Origin of the sequence: Micromonospora sp. WMMA1363 (assembly GCF_030345795.1) — a bacterium.
In the GTDB taxonomy this organism is placed as follows: Bacteria; Actinomycetota; Actinomycetes; order Mycobacteriales; family Micromonosporaceae; genus Micromonospora.
On the sequence record NZ_JAUALB010000001.1, the window covers coordinates 3,391,945 to 3,408,738 of the forward strand.

Consider the following 16,794-nt stretch of genomic DNA (forward strand, 5'->3'; position numbering starts at 1 on the left):
CCGTCACCGGTCACCGGTGACGACCGCGGCCGACCGGCCGTGACCAGCGAGAGGAGGTGCCAGCGGTGGACAGTGACCTCTTCTCCCGCCGACGCGCCGAGCGCTTCGCTCAGCTCCTCGGCGAGGCCAACGGTGGCCGACGGCACCGCGCACGGTCCCGCGCGGACGACCAGCTCACCGCGCTCGTCGCGGTCGGGCGGCAGCTCAGCGCCAACCCACCGGCGATCACGGTGGACCCGGAATTCCGCGCCGGCCTGCGGGCGATGCTGCTGGCCACCGCCGAGCGCGAAGGTGTCGGTGCCTCCGCCTCCGCCGGCGGGGCCGCCGTCCCGGCACGCCGCTCGGCCGTAACCCGCTGGCCCGTACTGCCGGCGGTCACCGCACGGCGCGCCCGCGCCCGCGGCGCCATCCTGATCGGCATCACGGCCGGCGCCGTGGCCGTCTCCGGCATCTCGGCCGCCAGCGAAAACGCCGTGCCAGGCGACGCGCTGTACGGCATGAAGCGGTCCACCGAGCGCGCCCAGCTCGCGTTCACCAGCTCCGACGTCAGCCGTGGGCAGCTCTTCCTGGACTTCGCCCGCACCCGGTTGGGCGAGGCCGCGGAGCTGCGGGGCGACCAGGTGGGCTACAGCGACGTTCTGGACGACATGGACGCCGACACCCGCCACGGCGTACGCCTGCTGACCGGTGCCGCCGTGCAGCGTCCCGACCCGGCGGTGCTCGATCGGATCAACACCTTCGTCACGGCCCAGCAGCGGGCCGTGGGTGCCTTGCTCGACGAGGGAACACCCGCCGAGCGGGAACGCACCCGCCGCTCGCTCGCCCTGCTGGACGCGGTCGGCAAGCGCTCAGCCGCGCTCCGCGCCGCCATCGCGTGCGGCCTGCCGGCGCCGACCGCCAGCGACGCCCTCGGCCCGGCCCCGGCCACCTGCGCCGCCGCCCGCTGACCGCCGTCCATCGACGTGCCATGACCAACGCCAGACCGGGCGCCGCCTCCGGCTACCCACGCGACGTGGCGCAGGACGCACCGGCCGAGCGGAGGGAGGGTAGGTGTCCCGCAGCCGGAAGGTGACGCTCAGGGCCCACCCGCACGGTCCCACCCCCGGCTGGGCAGAGGTGGACACGCCGCCCCCGGCACCGGATTCGACCGCCGCCGCCTTCTTCGACGTGGACAACACGATGATGCAGGGCGCGTCGATCTACTGGTTCGCCCGCGGCCTGGCCGCACGCAACTACTTCACCACCGGCGACCTGATCCGGTTCGCCTGGCAGCAACTGCGGTTCCGGGTGCTCGCCACCGAGCGCTCCGGGGACATGTCACAGGCCAGGGAGGTCGCGCTCGCCTTCATCGAGGGCTGGCGGGTGGAGGACGTGCAGCGGCTTGCCGAGGAGATCTTCGACGAGCTGATGGCACCCCGGATCTGGGCCGGCACGCGCCGGATCGCGCAGCGCCACCTCGACGCCGGTGAGCGGGTCTGGCTGGTCAGCGCGGCGCCCGTGGAGATCGGCCGGGTGATCGCCGCCCGGCTGGGGCTGACCGGCGCGATGGGCACGGTGGCCGAGGTGGTCGACGGGTCCTACACCGGGCGGCTGGTCGGCGATCTCATGCACGGGCCGGCGAAGGCCGAGGCGATCATCCAGCTCGCCGCGGTGGAAGGCCTCGACCTCTCCCGCTGCACCGCGTACAGCGATTCGGCCAACGACCTGCCCATGCTCAGCACCGTCGGACGGGGGGTGGCGATCAACCCGGACGCCGTCCTGCTGCGGGAGGCACGACAGCGCGGCTGGGAGGTCCGGGACTTCCGCAGCGGACGCCGAGCGGTGAAGATCGCCGTCCCGTCGACGGCCGCCGCCGGGCTGGTCGCCGGGGCGGTGACCGCGGGCTTGGCCCTGCACCGGCGCCGCCAGCGCGTCTCCTGACCCTCAGGCGGTCGCCACGGCCGGCTCGGCGGTCGACTCCTGACCGTGTGCGATGCGGGCGAACTCGCGCCACAACAGGACGACGAGGACCGCCGAACCGGCGAAGGCGAACCAGAAGGGCCCGGTGACACCGAACGGGGTGACCAGCAGGCCACCCACCGCCGAACCGACGACGAGGCCGCCGAACGTGCTGATGGTGTTGATGCTGTTCACTCGCCCCTGCAGGTGGGTCGGGACGGCCCGCTGCCGGATGGTCAGCGAGGTAGTGCCCCAGACGAACGCGTGCGCACCGAAGACGAACAGGACCGCGGCGGCGACCCACGGCGAGGTGGTCACGGCGAGACCGAGGTGCGTGAGCGTCTCGATGATCAACCCAACCCGCATGATCCCACCCAGGCTCACCCGACGGGTCAGCCACCCGTACCCGACGGTGCCGAGCAGGCCGCCGACTGCCGTCACGGTGCTGAGCAGGCCGAAGCCGACGGCACCCAGATCAAGGCGGTCGGCCGCGTAGAGCACCAGGACCGACCAGGCCGCTCCGTACGTGATGTTGAAAACCAGGATGGTGAGGCAGAGCGTCCGGACGGCCGGATGGCGGACGGTCCAGCGGAGGCCTTCGACGATGTCCCGCCGCACACTGCGGGCCGCCTCCGCCGAAACCGGGTCGCGTGGCGGTAGCGACACCCGGGACACCAGCAGCACGCCGGCTGCGGCAAGGATCGCCTCGGTGGCGAAGGGCCAGGCCTGACCGGCTGCGAACAGCGCCGCCCCGATCGCCGGGCCGGCCAACTGGTTGAGCGTGATGAACCCGGCCAGCACACGGGCGTTGGCGATCGCCAGGTCGTCCCGCCGCACCAGCATGGGGGTCAGCGTGCCGGTGGTGTTGTCGGCGAAGACCTCGGCGGTGGCGATCAACCCCAACGCCAGCAACGCCCCGAACACCGAGACCCGGTCGGCCACCAGCGCCAGGGTCAGCACGCCGAGCACCACCACCCGGACCGCGTTCGCCACCAGCACGATCCGCCGCCGGTCGAGCCGGTCGGAGAGCACGCCGGCGTACAGACCGAACACCATCGGCGGGGCCCAGCGCAGCAGCGCCGCCAGCGACACCAGGAACGGTTCGTCGGTCAGCGACGCCACCAACAGCGGCCCGGCGGCGACCGCGATCCCGTCACCGAGGTTCGTCGCCCACGACGACGCCAACAACCAGCGGAATCCGATCCCCAGCCGGGCCGGCACGGCGGCCTCCACCATCCTGCTCACAAACCCAGGACCGTACGACGTTCGGACTCGGGGCCGCACCGGAGTTTCGTCGGCGACGCGCTCACGCACAGCGGACCGGCCGGCGTCGCCCCCGTTCAGAGGCCGAACGGGTCCGGCCGGCGTTCCAGCAGCTTGTGCAGGGTTTGCTGGATGGTCTCCCGCACCTGGTCGGCGAGGTTGAACACCACCAACGGGTCGTCGGCCGAGTCGGTCAGCTGGGCGGTGGGGATTGGCGGGCAGAACTCGATCAGCCACTTGCTCGGCAGCGGCACGATGCCCAACGGGCCGAGCCAGGGAAAGGTCGGCGTGATCGGGAAGTACGGCAGCTTGAGCAGCCGCGCGAGCGGCTTCACGTCGGCGAGCATCGGGTAGATCTCCTCGCCGCCGACGATGGCCACCGGCACGATCGGCGTCCCGGTCCGCAGCGCCGCCGACACGAAACCGCCTCGGCCAAAGCGTTGCAGCTTGTAGCGTTCCGCGTACAGCTTGCCGATGCCCTTGAAACCCTCGGGGAAGACGCCCACCAGTTCACCGGCGCCGAGCAGGCGCTCCGCATCCGGGTTGCAGGCCACCGTACCGCCGGTCTTGCGGGCGATCTCCGACACCACCGGCATCCGGAAGACCAGATCCGCGCCGAGCAGGCGGAGGAACCGACGCGCCGGGTGCCGGTCGTGCAGCACGGCCGAGAGGATCAACGCGTCAAGCGCCATCGTGCCGGAGTGGTTGCCCACCACCAGGCCGGGCCCGTTGACCGGCACATTCTCCAAGCCGGTGGCCTCGGTGCGGAACCAGTCCCGGTAGAGCAGTCGCAGCAGCGGGTGGAACACGGCCTCGGTGATCTGCGGGTCGAAGCCGAACTCGTCGACCTCGTACTCACCGGCGAGCCGCCGCCGCAGGAACGCCAGGCCGTTCGCGACCTTGCGGTCCCAGTGGTCGCCGGGGCGGTCGGTCACCGCCGGTGCGTCCGGCCCGGGCGCCCGCCGGGGGCCCGCCGGTCCGTCCCGGTGCGCCGGGATCGCCCCGCCCGCGTCCACCGGCCCGCCCACCGAGGACAGGTCGGCGGCCGCGGCGGCGTCGGGACCGCCCGGCGCCGTGCCTGGCTCGTTCGTCCGCGCGGCGGCCGGCTCGTCCGTCGCCGGCGTGTCCGGCTCGTCGGCTGCCGCGGCCGGGCGGTGCCCGTTGGCCCGGGCCGGCTCCGGCACCGCCAACGGTAGGTCGTACCGGCCGTCGTCGCCGGCCGACTCCCGCCGGGCTCGACCGGTCACGACCCCTCCCGGACGGCCGTGCGGACCTGCCGGATCCCCTCCAGCACCCGCCGCTCGGCGGCGGCGAGCTGATCCCGGGTCACCACGGCACCACCGCGGTGGGCGCGGATGAAGTCGTCGAACGCGACGGCCGTGGAGCGCGGCGTGAAACCATACTTCCGCTCGAGCCGGCCGGTGTCGACGACCCGTCCGTGCACGAAGAGGTCGACTTGGTCGAGCCCGTAGCGGCCGAACCCGAGGTTACGGGCGAGCGCCGCGGCGCCGGACAGGCCCGGTTCGAGGACCGGCACCGCGACCCGGCCGGCCCGCCGGATGGCCTGGGAGAGCGCGAGCACACCGGGACCCGCCACGTTGTAGGTGCCGGGATGGTCCTCGACGATCGACCGGTGCAGCACCTCCAGCGCGTCGTTGAAGTGCAGGAACTGCAACCGGGGATCCCGGCCGAAGACGGTGGGCACCACCGGCTGCGAGAAGTAGCGGGTGAGGGTGGTGTCGGCGGTGGAGCCGATGAACGGCGCGAAGCGCAGGACGGTGGCGATCACCTCGGGCCGGCGACGGCGGAAACCTCGCACATACCCCTCGATGTCCAGGATGTCACGGCCGAACCCACCACGTGGCACCTCGCGCGGTTCGGTCTCCTCGGTGAACACCGCCGGGTCGCGGAACGAGGCCCCGTACGCGGCGGTCGACGAGCGGATGACGAGCTTGCGTAGCCGGGGAGCCCGCTGGGCGGCGGCGAGCAGCTGCATCGTGCCGATGACGTTCTGTTCCTTCATCGCCGCCCGGCCCCCTTGCTGCGGGTCCGGCCCGCTGATCAGGGCGAGGTGCACCACGACAGCCACGTCGAGGTCGGTGAGCAGACCACCGATCGAGCCGGCGTCCACGCGGACCGTCTCGACCCGTTCGAGCAGGTCGGGCAGGTCGGGCAGCTCCGTACCGGACGCGGGTGGGTCGATGCCGATGACCCGCCCGATCCGCGGGTCGGCGGCGAGCCGGGCGGCGACGTGAGCACCGAGGTAGCGGCTCACCCCGGTCACGACGACGACCCCCGGCGCACCAGGAGTGCCACCGGGGGTCATGTCTCGCACCACTCTCGGCAGGCGGGATCGAGCCGGGACGTCCAAGGCCTGATCACCTGAGCCTCCGAGGGTCGACAGTTGGCAAGTGACCATGGTGCCGGGCCGAACCCGGCACCATGGTCACTTGCCGAGACGGCGACGCTGGACGCGGGTCTTGCGCAGCAGCTTGCGGTGCTTCTTCTTAGCCATGCGCTTGCGGCGCTTCTTGACCACCGAGCCCATACGAAAGCCTTTCGATGCAACATGCGGGGCGGGCCGGATGACGCCACAGGTGACACCGGCAACCGCTTGCGGACAACGGACCAGACCGGCGGGATCGGCGGCGGTGCGCACCTGCGGTCATGGTCGGGGTCCAGGGTAGCCGGAGAGCGTCAGCAGGACCAACACGGCCCCTTCGCCAGCCGTCACGCCGACCGGTCCGCGCGCCCCGGCGGCTCAGGCGGTTTCCTGGAAGGCGCCGCGTAGGTATTCGTGCACGGCGTGCTCGGGAACGCGGAACGACCGACCGACCCGGACCGCGGTGAGCTCGCCGCTGTGCACCAGCCGGTAGACCGTCATCTTCGACACCCGCATGACCGTCGCTACCTCGGCGACGGTGAGAAACTTGACCTCCGACAGCCGACCGTCGGACTGCGACCCGGCCATGGCTCACCAGCCCATCCCATGCCCGGCGCGTGCGATCCGGCGGGGAGCCTCCGCCCGGACCGGCGACGCGCGTGTTACCAGTACGGTAGCGGGGCCGCTGTGACCGGCGCGATCCCTTCGGACAACCGATCATAATTCGCACGGGCGTCCGACCGGTTGTTACGTCCCGTCGACGACAAACATCCGGCTCGGCACGGCTCACTCCGACCGCAGTGCCACGACCGGGTCCAGCCGCCCGGCGCGCTGCGCGGGCACCACGCCGAACACGATCCCAACGGCCGCCGACACGCCGAACGCCAGCGCCAAGGACCACCAGGTGACCGCCGCCGGGATCGGCGACACCGCCGCCACGGCGAGCGCGGTACCGACCCCGAGGGCCATCCCGGTCAGCCCGCCGATCGAGGTCAGCAGCACCGCCTCCAGCAGGAACTGCACGCCGATGTCCCGAGGGCGGGCGCCGACCGCCTTGCGTAACCCGATCTCCCTGGTCCGCTCGCGAACCGAGACCAGCATGATGTTGGAGACGCCGACGCCGCCGACCAACAGCGAGATGCCGGCGATCGCGGCCAGCACCCCGGTGAGGATGCCCAGGATGTCACCGAGGACGCCGAGGATCTGCTCCTGGGTGACCGCGCTGAACTCGGTCGCCGGGTGCCGGCGGGTCAGGTCGGCGATGATCCGCTCGCCCAGCTCGTCGATCCGCTCCCGGTCCGGCGCCCTCACCGCGATGCCGTCGATCCGCTGCGTGCCGTACAGCCGTTGCGCGGCGGTGACCGGCACGTGCACCTCGTCGTCCCGGTCCACGCCGAGGCTCTGGCCGAGCGGGGCGAACACCCCGATCACCCGGAACCGGACCCCGGAGACGGTGACCTGCCGCCCGACCGGGTCCCGGTCCGGAAAGAGGGACCGCGCCACCGACGCACCCAGCACCGCCACCCTGCGACTGGTGTCCACGTCGGACCGACTGAGGTAACGGCCCCGGGCGAGCTCGCGGGTGAACACGGTGGGAGTCGTCTCCAGCACACCCTGCACCGTGCTGAAGTCCGACCGGGTGCCCGCCCGGACCGTGGCGCCGGAGGCGACGGCGACGGCCACCCGGTCGGGGTCACCGACCACCCGGGTGACCGCGTCGACGTCGTCCAGGGTCAGCGGGGAGAGCGCCGGAGCGGCCCCCACGTCCAGCCGGCCGGGGACGACCAGCAACAGATTCGAGCCCAGGCCCTCGACCTGCTGCTCGACCCGCTGCTTGGTGCCGGAGCCGATCGCCACGAGGATCACCACCGAGGCGACCCCGATGATCACACCGAGCATGGTCAGGGTGCTGCGCAGCCGGTTGACCCGCAGCGCGTCCAGGGCAACCCGCCATCCCTCGGCCAGCCTCACGAGCGGTCCTCCCAGCCGCCCGCAGCCTCGTCGGTCGGCTCGCCCGGCCCCGCAGCCGCGCGGCGTCCGGTGACTCCGGCGGGCCCACCGGTGCCACCGAACAGGCGCCCCGGACCGCTTCCGGACGCGGACCGGGGCTCCGCGCTGGGAGCGGGCACCAGTGTGTCAGGTGGTCCGCCGTCTCCCGACACCGGTGGATCATGCCGATGATCGACGGCGCTGTCCGCGACGACCACCCCGTCCCGCATCGCGATCCGCCGGCGCGCCCGCGCCGCGACCTCGTTGTCGTGGGTGACCATCACCAGCGCCACACCGGACTCGGCGTTGAGCCGTTCCAGCAGCTCCAGCACGGCCGCGCCGGTTCCGCTGTCAAGATTGCCGGTCGGCTCGTCGGCGAGCAGCACCGTCGGGTCGGTGACCAACGCGCGGGCGATCGCCACCCGCTGCTGCTCACCACCGGAAAGCTGGTTCGGCCGGTGGTCGAGCCGGTGCCCGAGACCGACCCGGCCGAGCATCGCGGCGGCCCGTTCCCGCCGCTGCCGGGCACCCATCCCCCGATAGACCAGGGGAAGCGCCACGTTGTCCACCGCGGAAGTTCGGGGCAGCAGATGGAAGGCCTGGAACACGAAGCCGATGGTCTCGTTGCGCAGCGCCGCCAGCTCGGCGGCGGAGAGGCTGGTCACCTCCCGACCACCGATCTCCAACCGGCCGCCGGTCGGCCGGTCCAGCCCGCCGAGCAGGTGCATGAGGGTCGACTTGCCGGAGCCGGACGGCCCGACCAGGGCCACATAGTCCCCCGGCTCGACTGTCAGCGACACCCCGCGCAGGGCCGACACCGACACCCCGTCATGCCGGTACGTGCGGGACACGGCAACAGCCTCGATCGCCGGCGGGCTCACCCCACCTCCTGGCCGTCGCGGACCTGGTCGGCGCCGCGCACCACGATCCGGTCGCCGAGCCGCACCCCGCGTACGATCTGCACGAGGTCCTCCCCCTGCACTCCGACGGTGACCGGTGCCCGCTCGGCCCGGCCGCCGCGCACCACCCAGACCACGTCCCGCCCGTCGGCCGTGAAGACCGCCGACGCCGGCACGGTGATCGCGTCGGTGGCCTCCCGCACCTGGAGCCGGACCACCGCGTTCATGCCCGGGCGGGGAGTCGGCGCGGCCTCTCCCTCGCCGAACCGACCGGCACCGAGCAGCAGCCGCACCCGGTACCCCACCCCTCCCCGCGCCGAGGTGGTGGGCAGAACGTCGACCGAGCGGACGGTGGCCTCGTACCAGGCGCCGGGGACCGCGTCCAGCTCGACGGTCGCCGCCAGCCCGGCCCTGACCAGCAGCACGTCGGTCTCGTCGACCTCGGCGAGCAGCCCGAGCTGACCGGTGTCGACGACCGTCAGCACCGGCGTGCCGGCCGTCACCAGACCACCCACCGGCACCGCGACGTCCACCCCCGGCGGCGGGCCAGCCGGTGCGACGCCGAGCGCCGCCGGGTCGAGCGCAGCCGGCACGCCGCCACCCAGCAACCCGGCCAGGGACTCGGGGGAAACTCCGGCGCTGGTCGCCGTCCCGCCCACCTGGACGACACCGCCGACCGGGGCACGCAGGGTCAGCGCGTCCACGGTCGTCCTCGCCAGGTCGTACGCCTGCTGGGCCTGGAGTCGCTGGGCGGTGGCGAGCGCGCCGACGGCGGCATTGAGGTTGCTCACCCCGCGCTGCACCGCGCGGACCGCGCGGTCGGCGGCGCGCGCGGCGGCCTGGTATCGCTGCTGGGCCTGGCGAACCTGAAGCAGCAACGCCTCGCGCAGCTCCCGATCGCTGATCCTCGCCGCCGCCGCGCGGGCCGCCGCGTAGGTCTCGTCGGCGGCGCGGTCGGTCCCGCGCAGCCCGCCGGACAGGTCTCCTCCCCCGCCACCGCCGCGGCCGGCCCGCTTGGCGGCGTCGAGCGCCTCCTTCGCCTGCCGGAGCCGCTCCTGCGCCTGCGGCGAGTCGATCACGGCAAGCACCTGGCCGCGCCGCACCCGCTGGCCGGGCTGTACGCGGATGCTCGCCAGCGTCCCGTCGGCGGGGGCGGTGAGCGTGGCGGCGGCACGAGCGGTCACGGTGGCCGGGGCGTCGATGACCTCGGCAACGGCGGTCCGACCGGCCGCGGCGACGGCGACCGGCGACTCCTCCCCGCCGCACGAGGCGGCGGTGGTGCCGGTCAAAACGAGAACGGCGAGCAGGGCGGTGAGCAGGCGGGGGCGCGTGGCTGCGGGTAGCCGCGGCGGCTCGGTGCGGCGCACGCGCCCCATGTTACGAGCCCGCCACCACGGCCCCGGCTCGTCAGTCCGCGACACTCCGGACATACGCCACGCAGTCGCCGTGGACGATCACCGGCGGTCGGAGGAGCGACGAGCCGGCCGGCCGTGGGCCCGCGGCGACCACGCGCGTCACCGCCGGCGCCGTCGGGTCGTCGCGGGGCTACTTCCTGGATGCCAGGGCGCGCGCGAAGAAGGCCACATTGGCGGGGCGCTCGGCGAGGCGGCGCATGAGGTAGCCGTACCACTGGTCCCCGTAGGGGACGTAGCTGCGCACGGTGTGGCCCTCGCCGACCAGCCGGGCCTGCTCCTCCGGGCGGATGCCGTACAGCATCTGGAACTCGAACCGTTCCGGGCCGCGGTCGAACCAGCGGGCCCGGTCCTCGCCGATCGCGATCAGCCGGGGGTCGTGGGTGGCGAGCATCGGGTACCCGTCGCCGGACATGAGGACGTTCAGGCAGCGGACGTACGACCTGTCCACGTCGCGGGCGGACTGGTAGGCCACCGACTCGGGCTCGGAGTACGCGCCCTTGCACAACCGCACCCGCGACCCGGCGCCCGCCAGCTCACGGCAGTCCGACTCGGTGCGCCGCAGGTACGCCTGGAGCACCGCCCCGGTCGCCGGATGGTCCTTACGGAGCTTGGCGAGGATGTCCAGCGTCGAGTCGGTGGTGGTGTGGTCCTCCATGTCGAGGGTGACCGTGGTGCCCGCCTCGTCGGCCGCCGCGCAGATGGCCCGCGCGTTGTCGTACGCGAGCTGCTCGTCGAACATCTGGCCCAGCGCGGAGAGCTTGACGCTCACCTCGGCGGCCGGGGTGAGCCCGGCGGTGGCGAGCATTCGCAGCAGCTCCAGGTACTCGTCCCGGGTGGCGGTGGCCTGCTCGGGGGTGACGGTGTCCTCGCCGAGGTTGTCGAGGGTGACCGCGAGACCGTCGTCGACGAGTTCGCGGGTCGCGCGCAACGCGTCGTCGGTCGTGGCGCCGGCGACGAATCGGCGCACGACGGCCCGGGTGAACGGGGCCGTCGCGACAAGCCGCTCAACCTGGGATGACCGGGCAGCGGCGAGGATGACGGAACGGAGCATGAGCTGAGCGTAACGCCCGTGCCGGGAGCGGCTCCGCGCGGCAGGGCTGCTGTGGCCAGGCGGGCGCCGGGGCGTCGACGGTGTCCCCGGGCGCCGAGCGGGCCCCTCCTCGTAGCCGGGTCGTCGACCACGAGCCGGCCCGCGCCGGCGTCCGAGAGAGCGCAACCCTGATCACCGAGGGTTATGCGCGGTTCCTGCCGCACTACATCGACGCTCCGCACCTGGTGCGTCGTCTACCGTTGGTGGGGTGAACTTCGACGCGTACGCCCGGACCGGCGTTGATCTCGTCAACGCGCGGCTGGACGACCTCGACGCCCTACGATCGCTGTTCCCCGACGACAACGCGTGGATGCGCGACGAGGTGTCGGAGCGGGACCTCTCGACGTTCCGACGTGCGCAGAAGCGCCTCCGTGACGTCTTCGAGTACGGCACGTCCGGGCGGGACGCCCAGGCGGTCGCCGAACTGAACGGGCTACTCGCGTCGTACCCGGTCCAGCCCCGCATCTCCGGGCACGACTCCAGCGACTGGCACATGCACGTCACCAGCCGCGGCGCCTCGGTGAGCGCGGAATACCTGGCCGGCGCGGTCTGGGGCCTGTCGGTCTGGCTCTGCGAGTACGGCAGCGCCCGGTTCGGGGTGTGCGCCGACGACCGCTGCGGCAACGTCTACCTGGACACGTCGTCGAACTGCTGCCGGCGGTTCTGCTCCGAGCGCTGCGCCACCCGCTCGCACGTAGCCGCGCACCGGGCCCGGAAGCGGGCCGCGGTCGGCGGGCGGGTCACGGTGGCGCCCCAGTCGACCGCCCCGGCGGACACCCTCACGCCCGTCAGCTGACCGCGCGCTTCCGCCCGGCGGGGGCAGCGCTCCCGCCGGGTCAGGCGTCGACCGGGGACGGCGTGCCGAGGTGCTGCCGGGCGAACTCCAACGCGGCCCGCAGGTCCGCCTCGCGGACGGCGCGACTCTTCGCGCCCCGGGTCGACACCTCCACCGCCACCGACCCGGTGAAACCCCGACCGGCCAGCGAGCGCAGCAGCTCGGCGCAGGGTTGGGTGCCCCGACCCGGCACCAGGTGCTCGTCGCGCCCCTCGCCCGTGCCGTCGCCCAGGTGGACGTGTGCCAGGCCGGCGCCCATCCGGTCGGCCATTTCCAGCGCGTCGGTGTGCGAGGCGGCGCAGTGGGACAGGTCGAGGGTGTACGACGGGTACCCGGCCTCGGTCGGGTCCCACCCGGGCACGTACGGCACGAACTGCCGGCCGGCCATCCGGACCGGGTACATGTTCTCCACCGGGAAGCGCAGCCCGCTGAACCGCTCGGCCACGTCGTGCAGTCCCTCGGCGAAGGTGCGCGCGTACTCGCGCTGCCAGCTGAACGGTGGGTGCACCACCACCGTCGGCGCGCCGAGGGTCTCGGCCAGCTCACCGGAGCGGCGCAGCCGCTCCCACGGGTCGGCGCTCCACACCCGCTGGGTGACCAGCAGGCACGGGGCGTGGACGGAGAGCACCGGCACGCCGTAGTGCTCCGCGAGACCGGCCAGCGCGCCGGCGTCCTGGCTGACCGCGTCGGTCCAGACCATGACCTCGACGCCGTCGTAGCCGAGCGCCGCGGCCAGCTGGAACGCCGCCGCCGTGCGCTCGGGGAAGACCGAGGAGGTGGAGAGGAGCACCGGGACCCGGGAAGTCACATGGTCGAGGGTAGCCGGCGTCGATGGGAGGCATCAGGACGAGCACCCGCAAACACGGCCGGGTCCCGTACGGACGTCACGTTGGCGCGAGCTGATCCAGCCGGCGCAGGATCACGCCCTCCCGCAATGCCCAGGGGCAGATGTCCAGCGCGTCGATGTCCAGGCGGCGCATCACCGCCTCGGCCACCACCGCGCCGGCGAGCAGTTGGTGGGCGCGGCTGACGCTGACCCCCTCCAACTCGACGAGCTGGGCCGGGGGAATGTGCCGGATGAAGCCCAGCACCTGCCGCAGCCCGGCACGGGTGAGCCGGCGACGTGCCCACAGACCGGCCCCGGAGGGGGCCGCCCCGGCAAGGCGGGCCAGCGTGCGGAAGGTCTTCGAGGTGGCGACGGGGCGCTCCCAGTCCACCTCGGTCAGCTGCTCGACCACCGGGTCGAGCCGCTCGTCCACGTACGCCCGCAGGTCCTCCACCAGCTCGGCCAGCGGCGGCGTGGCGCTGTCCGGACAGACCCGGAGACGGTCACGGGTGAGCCGACCGGCGCCGAGCGGCAGCGAGACGGCGGCGTCCGGCTCCTCGTCGATACCGGCCGCGATCTCCAGTGACCCACCGCCGATGTCGAGCACCAGCAGACGCCCGGCCGACCAGCCGAACCAGCGCCGCACCGCGAGGAAGGTCATCCGGGCTTCGTCGGCGCCGGAGAGGACCTCCAGTCGTACGCCGGTCTCGTCGCGGACCCGGGTCAGCACGTCGGAGGAGTTGGTGGCGTCGCGGACCGCCGAGGTGGCGAACGCCAACAGGTCGTCGGTGTCCAGCCCGGCCGCCGCCTCCTTCGCCGTTCCGACCGCCTTCACCAAGGCGTCCGCACCGGCGTCGGTCAGCGCGCCGTCCGGGCCGATCTGCTCGGCCAGCCGCAGCACCACCTTCTCCGAGTGGGCCGGCCAGGGGTGGGCGCCGCGGTGGCCGTCGACCACCAGCAGGTGCACCGTGTTGGACCCGACATCGAGGACACCCAGTCGCATGGGAAGAACCCTAGGGCCAACACGTTCGCCCGGCTCACCGGCCCGCCGGGGCCACCGGGCGTAGGCTGGGCCGAATGACAGGGCAGATCGAGCTCCGGGTGCTGGTGGACGACCCGGGCGACCCGCGCGGCCGCGAGGTGCCGCTGGATTTCCCGCGGGAGTGGATCGAGTTCGTCGACCCGGCCGACGAAACACACCTGGTCCGCGCCGACCTGACCTGGCTGCTGTCCCGGTGGACCTGCGTCTTCGGTCGTGGCTGCCATGGGATCGTCGCCAACCGGGCCGCAGAGGGGTGCTGCTCGCACGGCGCCTTCTTCACCGACTCCGACGACGAGAAGCGGGTCCGCGCCGCGGTGAAGCGGCTGACGCCGGCGACCTGGCAGCATCACCGCCGGGGCTTCAAGAACTGGACCGTGAGCGACACGGTCGACGGCAAGACACCGGCCCGCCGGACTGCCACCCGCGACGGCGACGGCCCGTGCGTCTTCCTCAACGACCCCGACTTCCCGGGCGGGGCCGGCTGCGCCCTGCACGCCCAGGCCCTGCGCGCCGGCGTGCATCCGCTGGAATACAAGCCGGACGTCTGCTGGCAGCTGCCGGTCCGCCGCGACCAGGAGTGGATCAAGCGACCGGACACCACGAAGGTGCTGGTGTCCACGCTGGGCGAGTTCGACCGCCGGGGTTGGGGTGCCGGCGGGCACGACCTGCACTGGTGGTGCACCTCGTCGACCGACGCGCACGTGGGCGCCGAACCGATGTACGTCTCGTACGGCCCGGAGCTGACCGCCCTGATCGGCGCCCCCGCGTACGCGAAGCTGGCCGAGCTGTGCGTGACCCGGCTGCACCAGGGCCAGATCGCCCCCCATCCGGCCAGCCAGGGCTGAACAGCGCGGTTCGAGTTCGCACTCCCCCTCGGGCCGTGAACCGCGTCGACCCGAACCCGACTCGGGTTTACGGTCGACCGCGAGCACCGGGCACGGCGTGCGCCGCCCGACCCGGCTGCGACATCCTGTCCGCCGGCGACGACGATCAGCGCCGGCGACGACGAGAAGAGGAGCCCGCGCGATCAGCGCGGGCCCCTCTCTCGGTACGCCAGGTCACGGCTCGAACTTGTAGCCCAGGCCGCGGACCGTGACGATGAAGCGCGGAGCGGACGGCTCCGGCTCGATCTTGGAGCGGAGCCGCTTGACGTGCACGTCCAGCGTCTTGGTGTCGCCGACGTAGTCGGCCCCCCAGACCCGGTCGATGAGCTGGCCCCGGGTGAGCACCCGCCCGGCGTTGCGCAGCAGGAGCTCCAACAGCTCGAACTCCTTGAGCGGCAGCTGCACGGCGGCCCCGCCGACGGTGACCACGTGCCGCTCGATGTCCATCCGGACCGGCCCGGCAGCCAGCGTCGGCGCGCCCGACTCGGCCGCCTCGGTGCTCTGCCGGCGCAGCACCGCCCGGATGCGGGCGACCAGCTCGCGTGGCGAGTACGGCTTCGTCACATAGTCGTCGGCGCCGATCTCCAGCCCGACCACCTTGTCGATCTCGCTGTCCCGGGCGGTGACCATGATGATCGGCACGTGCGAGCGCTGCCGGAGCTGCCGGCACACCTCGGTGCCCGACATCTCGGGCAGCATCAGGTCGAGCAGCACGATGTCCGCGCCGGTCCGGTCGAACTCGGTGAGGGCGGAGGGGCCTGTCGCGGCGACGGAGACCTCGAAGCCTTCCTTACGCAGCATGTACGACAGGGCGTCGGAGAACGACTCCTCGTCCTCCACCACCAGAACGCGGCTCAACGGAGTTTTCCTTTCATTACTGTCAGACCTGCCGGAGCTCGGCCGGACCGGCCTCGATCCCAGCTGAGGGCAATGTCGCCAGAAGGTCGTCCGGTGGACGGGCGGGCAGCCGGAGGGTGAACGTCGACCCCCCACCAAGAGTGCTCGACACCTCGACCCGTCCGCCATGATTGCTGGCGATGTGTTTGACGATGGCGAGCCCCAGCCCCGTGCCGCCGGTCGCGCGGGACCGGGCCTGGTCGGCCCGGTAGAACCGCTCGAAGATCCGGTCGACGTCGGTCGGGGCGATGCCGATGCCCTGGTCGGCGACGGCGATCGTGACGTGCTCGTCGTCCGCCCGCGCGACGATCCGGACCGTGGTGTCCTCGCCCGAGTAGTTGATGGCGTTCTCGACCAGGTTCGACACAGCGGTGGCGAGCTGGGTGTCGCTGCCGTACACGGTCAGCCCGCGCTCGCCGTCGACCAGCACGTCGATGTGCCGGGCGCTGGCGCTGGTCCGGGTCCGGTCGACCACCTCGGCGATCACCCAGTCCACCGCGACCGGCTCCGGCGCGGGCTGCGGTTCGGCGCCCTGGAGCCGGGTCAGCTCCAGCAGCTCCTGCACGAGTCGTCCCAGCCGGGTCGACTCGTGCTGGATCCGCTCGGCGAACCGGCGCGCCGCCACCAGATCCTCGGAGAGGTCCGGCGGGCCGTCGCCGGTTGGCTCGGTGGCGTCCACCAGCGCCTCCGCCAGCAGTTGCAGGGCGCCGATCGGGGTCTTCAACTCGTGACTCACGTTGGCCACGAAGTCACGCCGGACCCGGGCGAGCCGGTGCGACTCGGTCACGTCGGCCGCCTCCACCGCGATGTAGCCGGCGCCCAGCCCGACCGCCCGCAGGTGCACGCCGAGCGGGTTCTCCCCGGCGTTGTCGCGACCCCGCGGCAGGTCCAGCTCGATCTCGCGGCGAACGCCGGTGCGCCGGACCTGACCCGCGAGCGTACGGATCAGAGGATGAGCGGCGATCGCACCCGGTGTGGCGCCCGCACGGAGCAGCCCCATCGCGCGGGCCGCCGGGTTGACCAGGACCGGAACATCGTCAGCGTCCAGCACGACGACGCCGGCCCGGAGGGAGTCGATGGTCCGGCCACCGAGGCCGGACTGCGGATCTTCGGCTATCGCGAGCCTCCCCTTGCTCCGGAGGAAGCCGGACCAGCGGCTCCCTGTCGAGGCGGAGGGTCGGCGCAGCGCCGGGCGGAACCGGGGCAGCAGCACCCCGGCCGCCAGCCCGGCCACCACGCCCACGGCCCCTGCGACCGCCACCGCCCATTCCACGCGGCGATCGTAGGGTCACTGTTAACCTGACGACCCCCCAGAACCGGATGAAACACTCTC

General features: G+C 73.0%; 17 protein-coding genes. 4 read left to right on the forward strand and 13 right to left on the reverse strand.

The annotated features are described in order from the left end of the window. The first annotated feature begins 65 nt into the window (after positions 1-65). Positions 66-947, forward strand: coding sequence for a DUF5667 domain-containing protein (locus QTQ03_RS15670; protein WP_289278685.1), 882 nt, complete (start codon positions 66-68; stop codon positions 945-947). Between the two features lie 103 nt (positions 948-1,050). Further along, entirely contained in the window at positions 1,051-1,920 is an 870-nt protein-coding gene (locus QTQ03_RS15675; RefSeq protein WP_289278686.1) for an HAD family hydrolase, read from the forward strand. 3 nt (positions 1,921-1,923) lie between these two features. Here QTQ03_RS15675 and QTQ03_RS15680 read toward each other — a convergent pair whose 3' ends face one another. From QTQ03_RS15680 to QTQ03_RS15720, 9 genes are all read right to left on the reverse strand, one after another. After that, on the reverse strand, positions 1,924-3,183 hold the full coding sequence (locus tag QTQ03_RS15680; RefSeq protein ID WP_289278687.1) for an MFS transporter: 1,260 nt from the start codon (positions 3,181-3,183) through the stop codon (positions 1,924-1,926). Positions 3,184-3,278: 95 nt separating this feature from the next. Continuing rightward, positions 3,279-4,136, reverse strand: coding sequence for a lysophospholipid acyltransferase family protein (locus QTQ03_RS15685; RefSeq protein WP_289280849.1), 858 nt, complete (start codon positions 4,134-4,136; stop codon positions 3,279-3,281). A 308-nt stretch (positions 4,137-4,444) separates the two neighbouring features. Continuing rightward, positions 4,445-5,527: an NAD-dependent epimerase/dehydratase family protein gene (locus QTQ03_RS15690; protein ID WP_289278688.1), complete on the reverse strand. Its 1,083-nt coding sequence runs from the start codon at positions 5,525-5,527 to the stop codon at positions 4,445-4,447. 120 nt (positions 5,528-5,647) lie between these two features. Next, entirely contained in the window at positions 5,648-5,860 is a 213-nt protein-coding gene (locus tag QTQ03_RS30685) for a 30S ribosomal protein bS22 (protein WP_502889762.1), read from the reverse strand. A gap of 102 nt (positions 5,861-5,962) precedes the next feature. Continuing rightward, positions 5,963-6,172: a helix-turn-helix domain-containing protein gene (locus QTQ03_RS15700; protein WP_007465625.1), complete on the reverse strand. Its 210-nt coding sequence runs from the start codon at positions 6,170-6,172 to the stop codon at positions 5,963-5,965. 198 nt (positions 6,173-6,370) lie between these two features. Beyond that, positions 6,371-7,555, reverse strand: a complete 1,185-nt coding sequence (locus QTQ03_RS15705; RefSeq protein WP_289278689.1) for an ABC transporter permease — start codon at positions 7,553-7,555, stop codon at positions 6,371-6,373. Next, positions 7,552-8,454 (reverse strand): ABC transporter ATP-binding protein, encoded by a 903-nt coding sequence (locus tag QTQ03_RS15710; RefSeq protein WP_289278690.1) that lies wholly within the window; start codon positions 8,452-8,454, stop codon positions 7,552-7,554. Before QTQ03_RS15710 ends, QTQ03_RS15705 begins: the two co-directional genes overlap by 4 nt. Continuing rightward, on the reverse strand, positions 8,451-9,848 hold the full coding sequence (locus tag QTQ03_RS15715; RefSeq protein WP_289278691.1) for an efflux RND transporter periplasmic adaptor subunit: 1,398 nt from the start codon (positions 9,846-9,848) through the stop codon (positions 8,451-8,453). The genes QTQ03_RS15710 and QTQ03_RS15715 overlap by 4 nt, the downstream gene beginning before the upstream one ends. Before the next feature lie 169 nt (positions 9,849-10,017). Beyond that, complete coding sequence (locus QTQ03_RS15720; protein WP_289278692.1) at positions 10,018-10,938, reverse strand: proline dehydrogenase family protein; 921 nt, start codon at positions 10,936-10,938, stop codon at positions 10,018-10,020. A 247-nt stretch (positions 10,939-11,185) separates the two neighbouring features. Here QTQ03_RS15720 and QTQ03_RS15725 point away from each other — a divergent pair, with 247 nt between their 5' ends. Next, positions 11,186-11,773 carry a CGNR zinc finger domain-containing protein gene (locus tag QTQ03_RS15725; protein ID WP_289278693.1) on the forward strand — a complete coding sequence of 196 codons (588 nt, stop codon included), beginning with the start codon at positions 11,186-11,188 and terminating at the stop codon, positions 11,771-11,773. Between the two features lie 40 nt (positions 11,774-11,813). Here QTQ03_RS15725 and QTQ03_RS15730 read toward each other — a convergent pair whose 3' ends face one another. Both QTQ03_RS15730 and QTQ03_RS15735 read right to left on the reverse strand, forming a co-directional pair. Beyond that, positions 11,814-12,620 (reverse strand): sugar phosphate isomerase/epimerase family protein, encoded by an 807-nt coding sequence (locus QTQ03_RS15730; protein ID WP_289278694.1) that lies wholly within the window; start codon positions 12,618-12,620, stop codon positions 11,814-11,816. Positions 12,621-12,696: 76 nt separating this feature from the next. Further along, the gene (locus QTQ03_RS15735; protein ID WP_289278695.1) at positions 12,697-13,641 is read right to left on the reverse strand and encodes a Ppx/GppA phosphatase family protein; all 945 of its coding nucleotides are present in this window, start codon (positions 13,639-13,641) and stop codon (positions 12,697-12,699) included. Positions 13,642-13,715: 74 nt separating this feature from the next. Here QTQ03_RS15735 and QTQ03_RS15740 point away from each other — a divergent pair, with 74 nt between their 5' ends. Beyond that, positions 13,716-14,525, forward strand: a complete 810-nt coding sequence (locus QTQ03_RS15740) for a DUF3109 family protein (protein WP_289278696.1) — start codon at positions 13,716-13,718, stop codon at positions 14,523-14,525. A 213-nt stretch (positions 14,526-14,738) separates the two neighbouring features. Here QTQ03_RS15740 and QTQ03_RS15745 read toward each other — a convergent pair whose 3' ends face one another. After that, positions 14,739-15,422 carry a response regulator gene (locus QTQ03_RS15745; RefSeq protein ID WP_289278697.1) on the reverse strand — a complete coding sequence of 228 codons (684 nt, stop codon included), beginning with the start codon at positions 15,420-15,422 and terminating at the stop codon, positions 14,739-14,741. 22 nt (positions 15,423-15,444) lie between these two features. Then, positions 15,445-16,734, reverse strand: a complete 1,290-nt coding sequence (locus QTQ03_RS15750) for a sensor histidine kinase (protein ID WP_289278698.1) — start codon at positions 16,732-16,734, stop codon at positions 15,445-15,447. Positions 16,735-16,794: the final 60 nt, after the last annotated feature.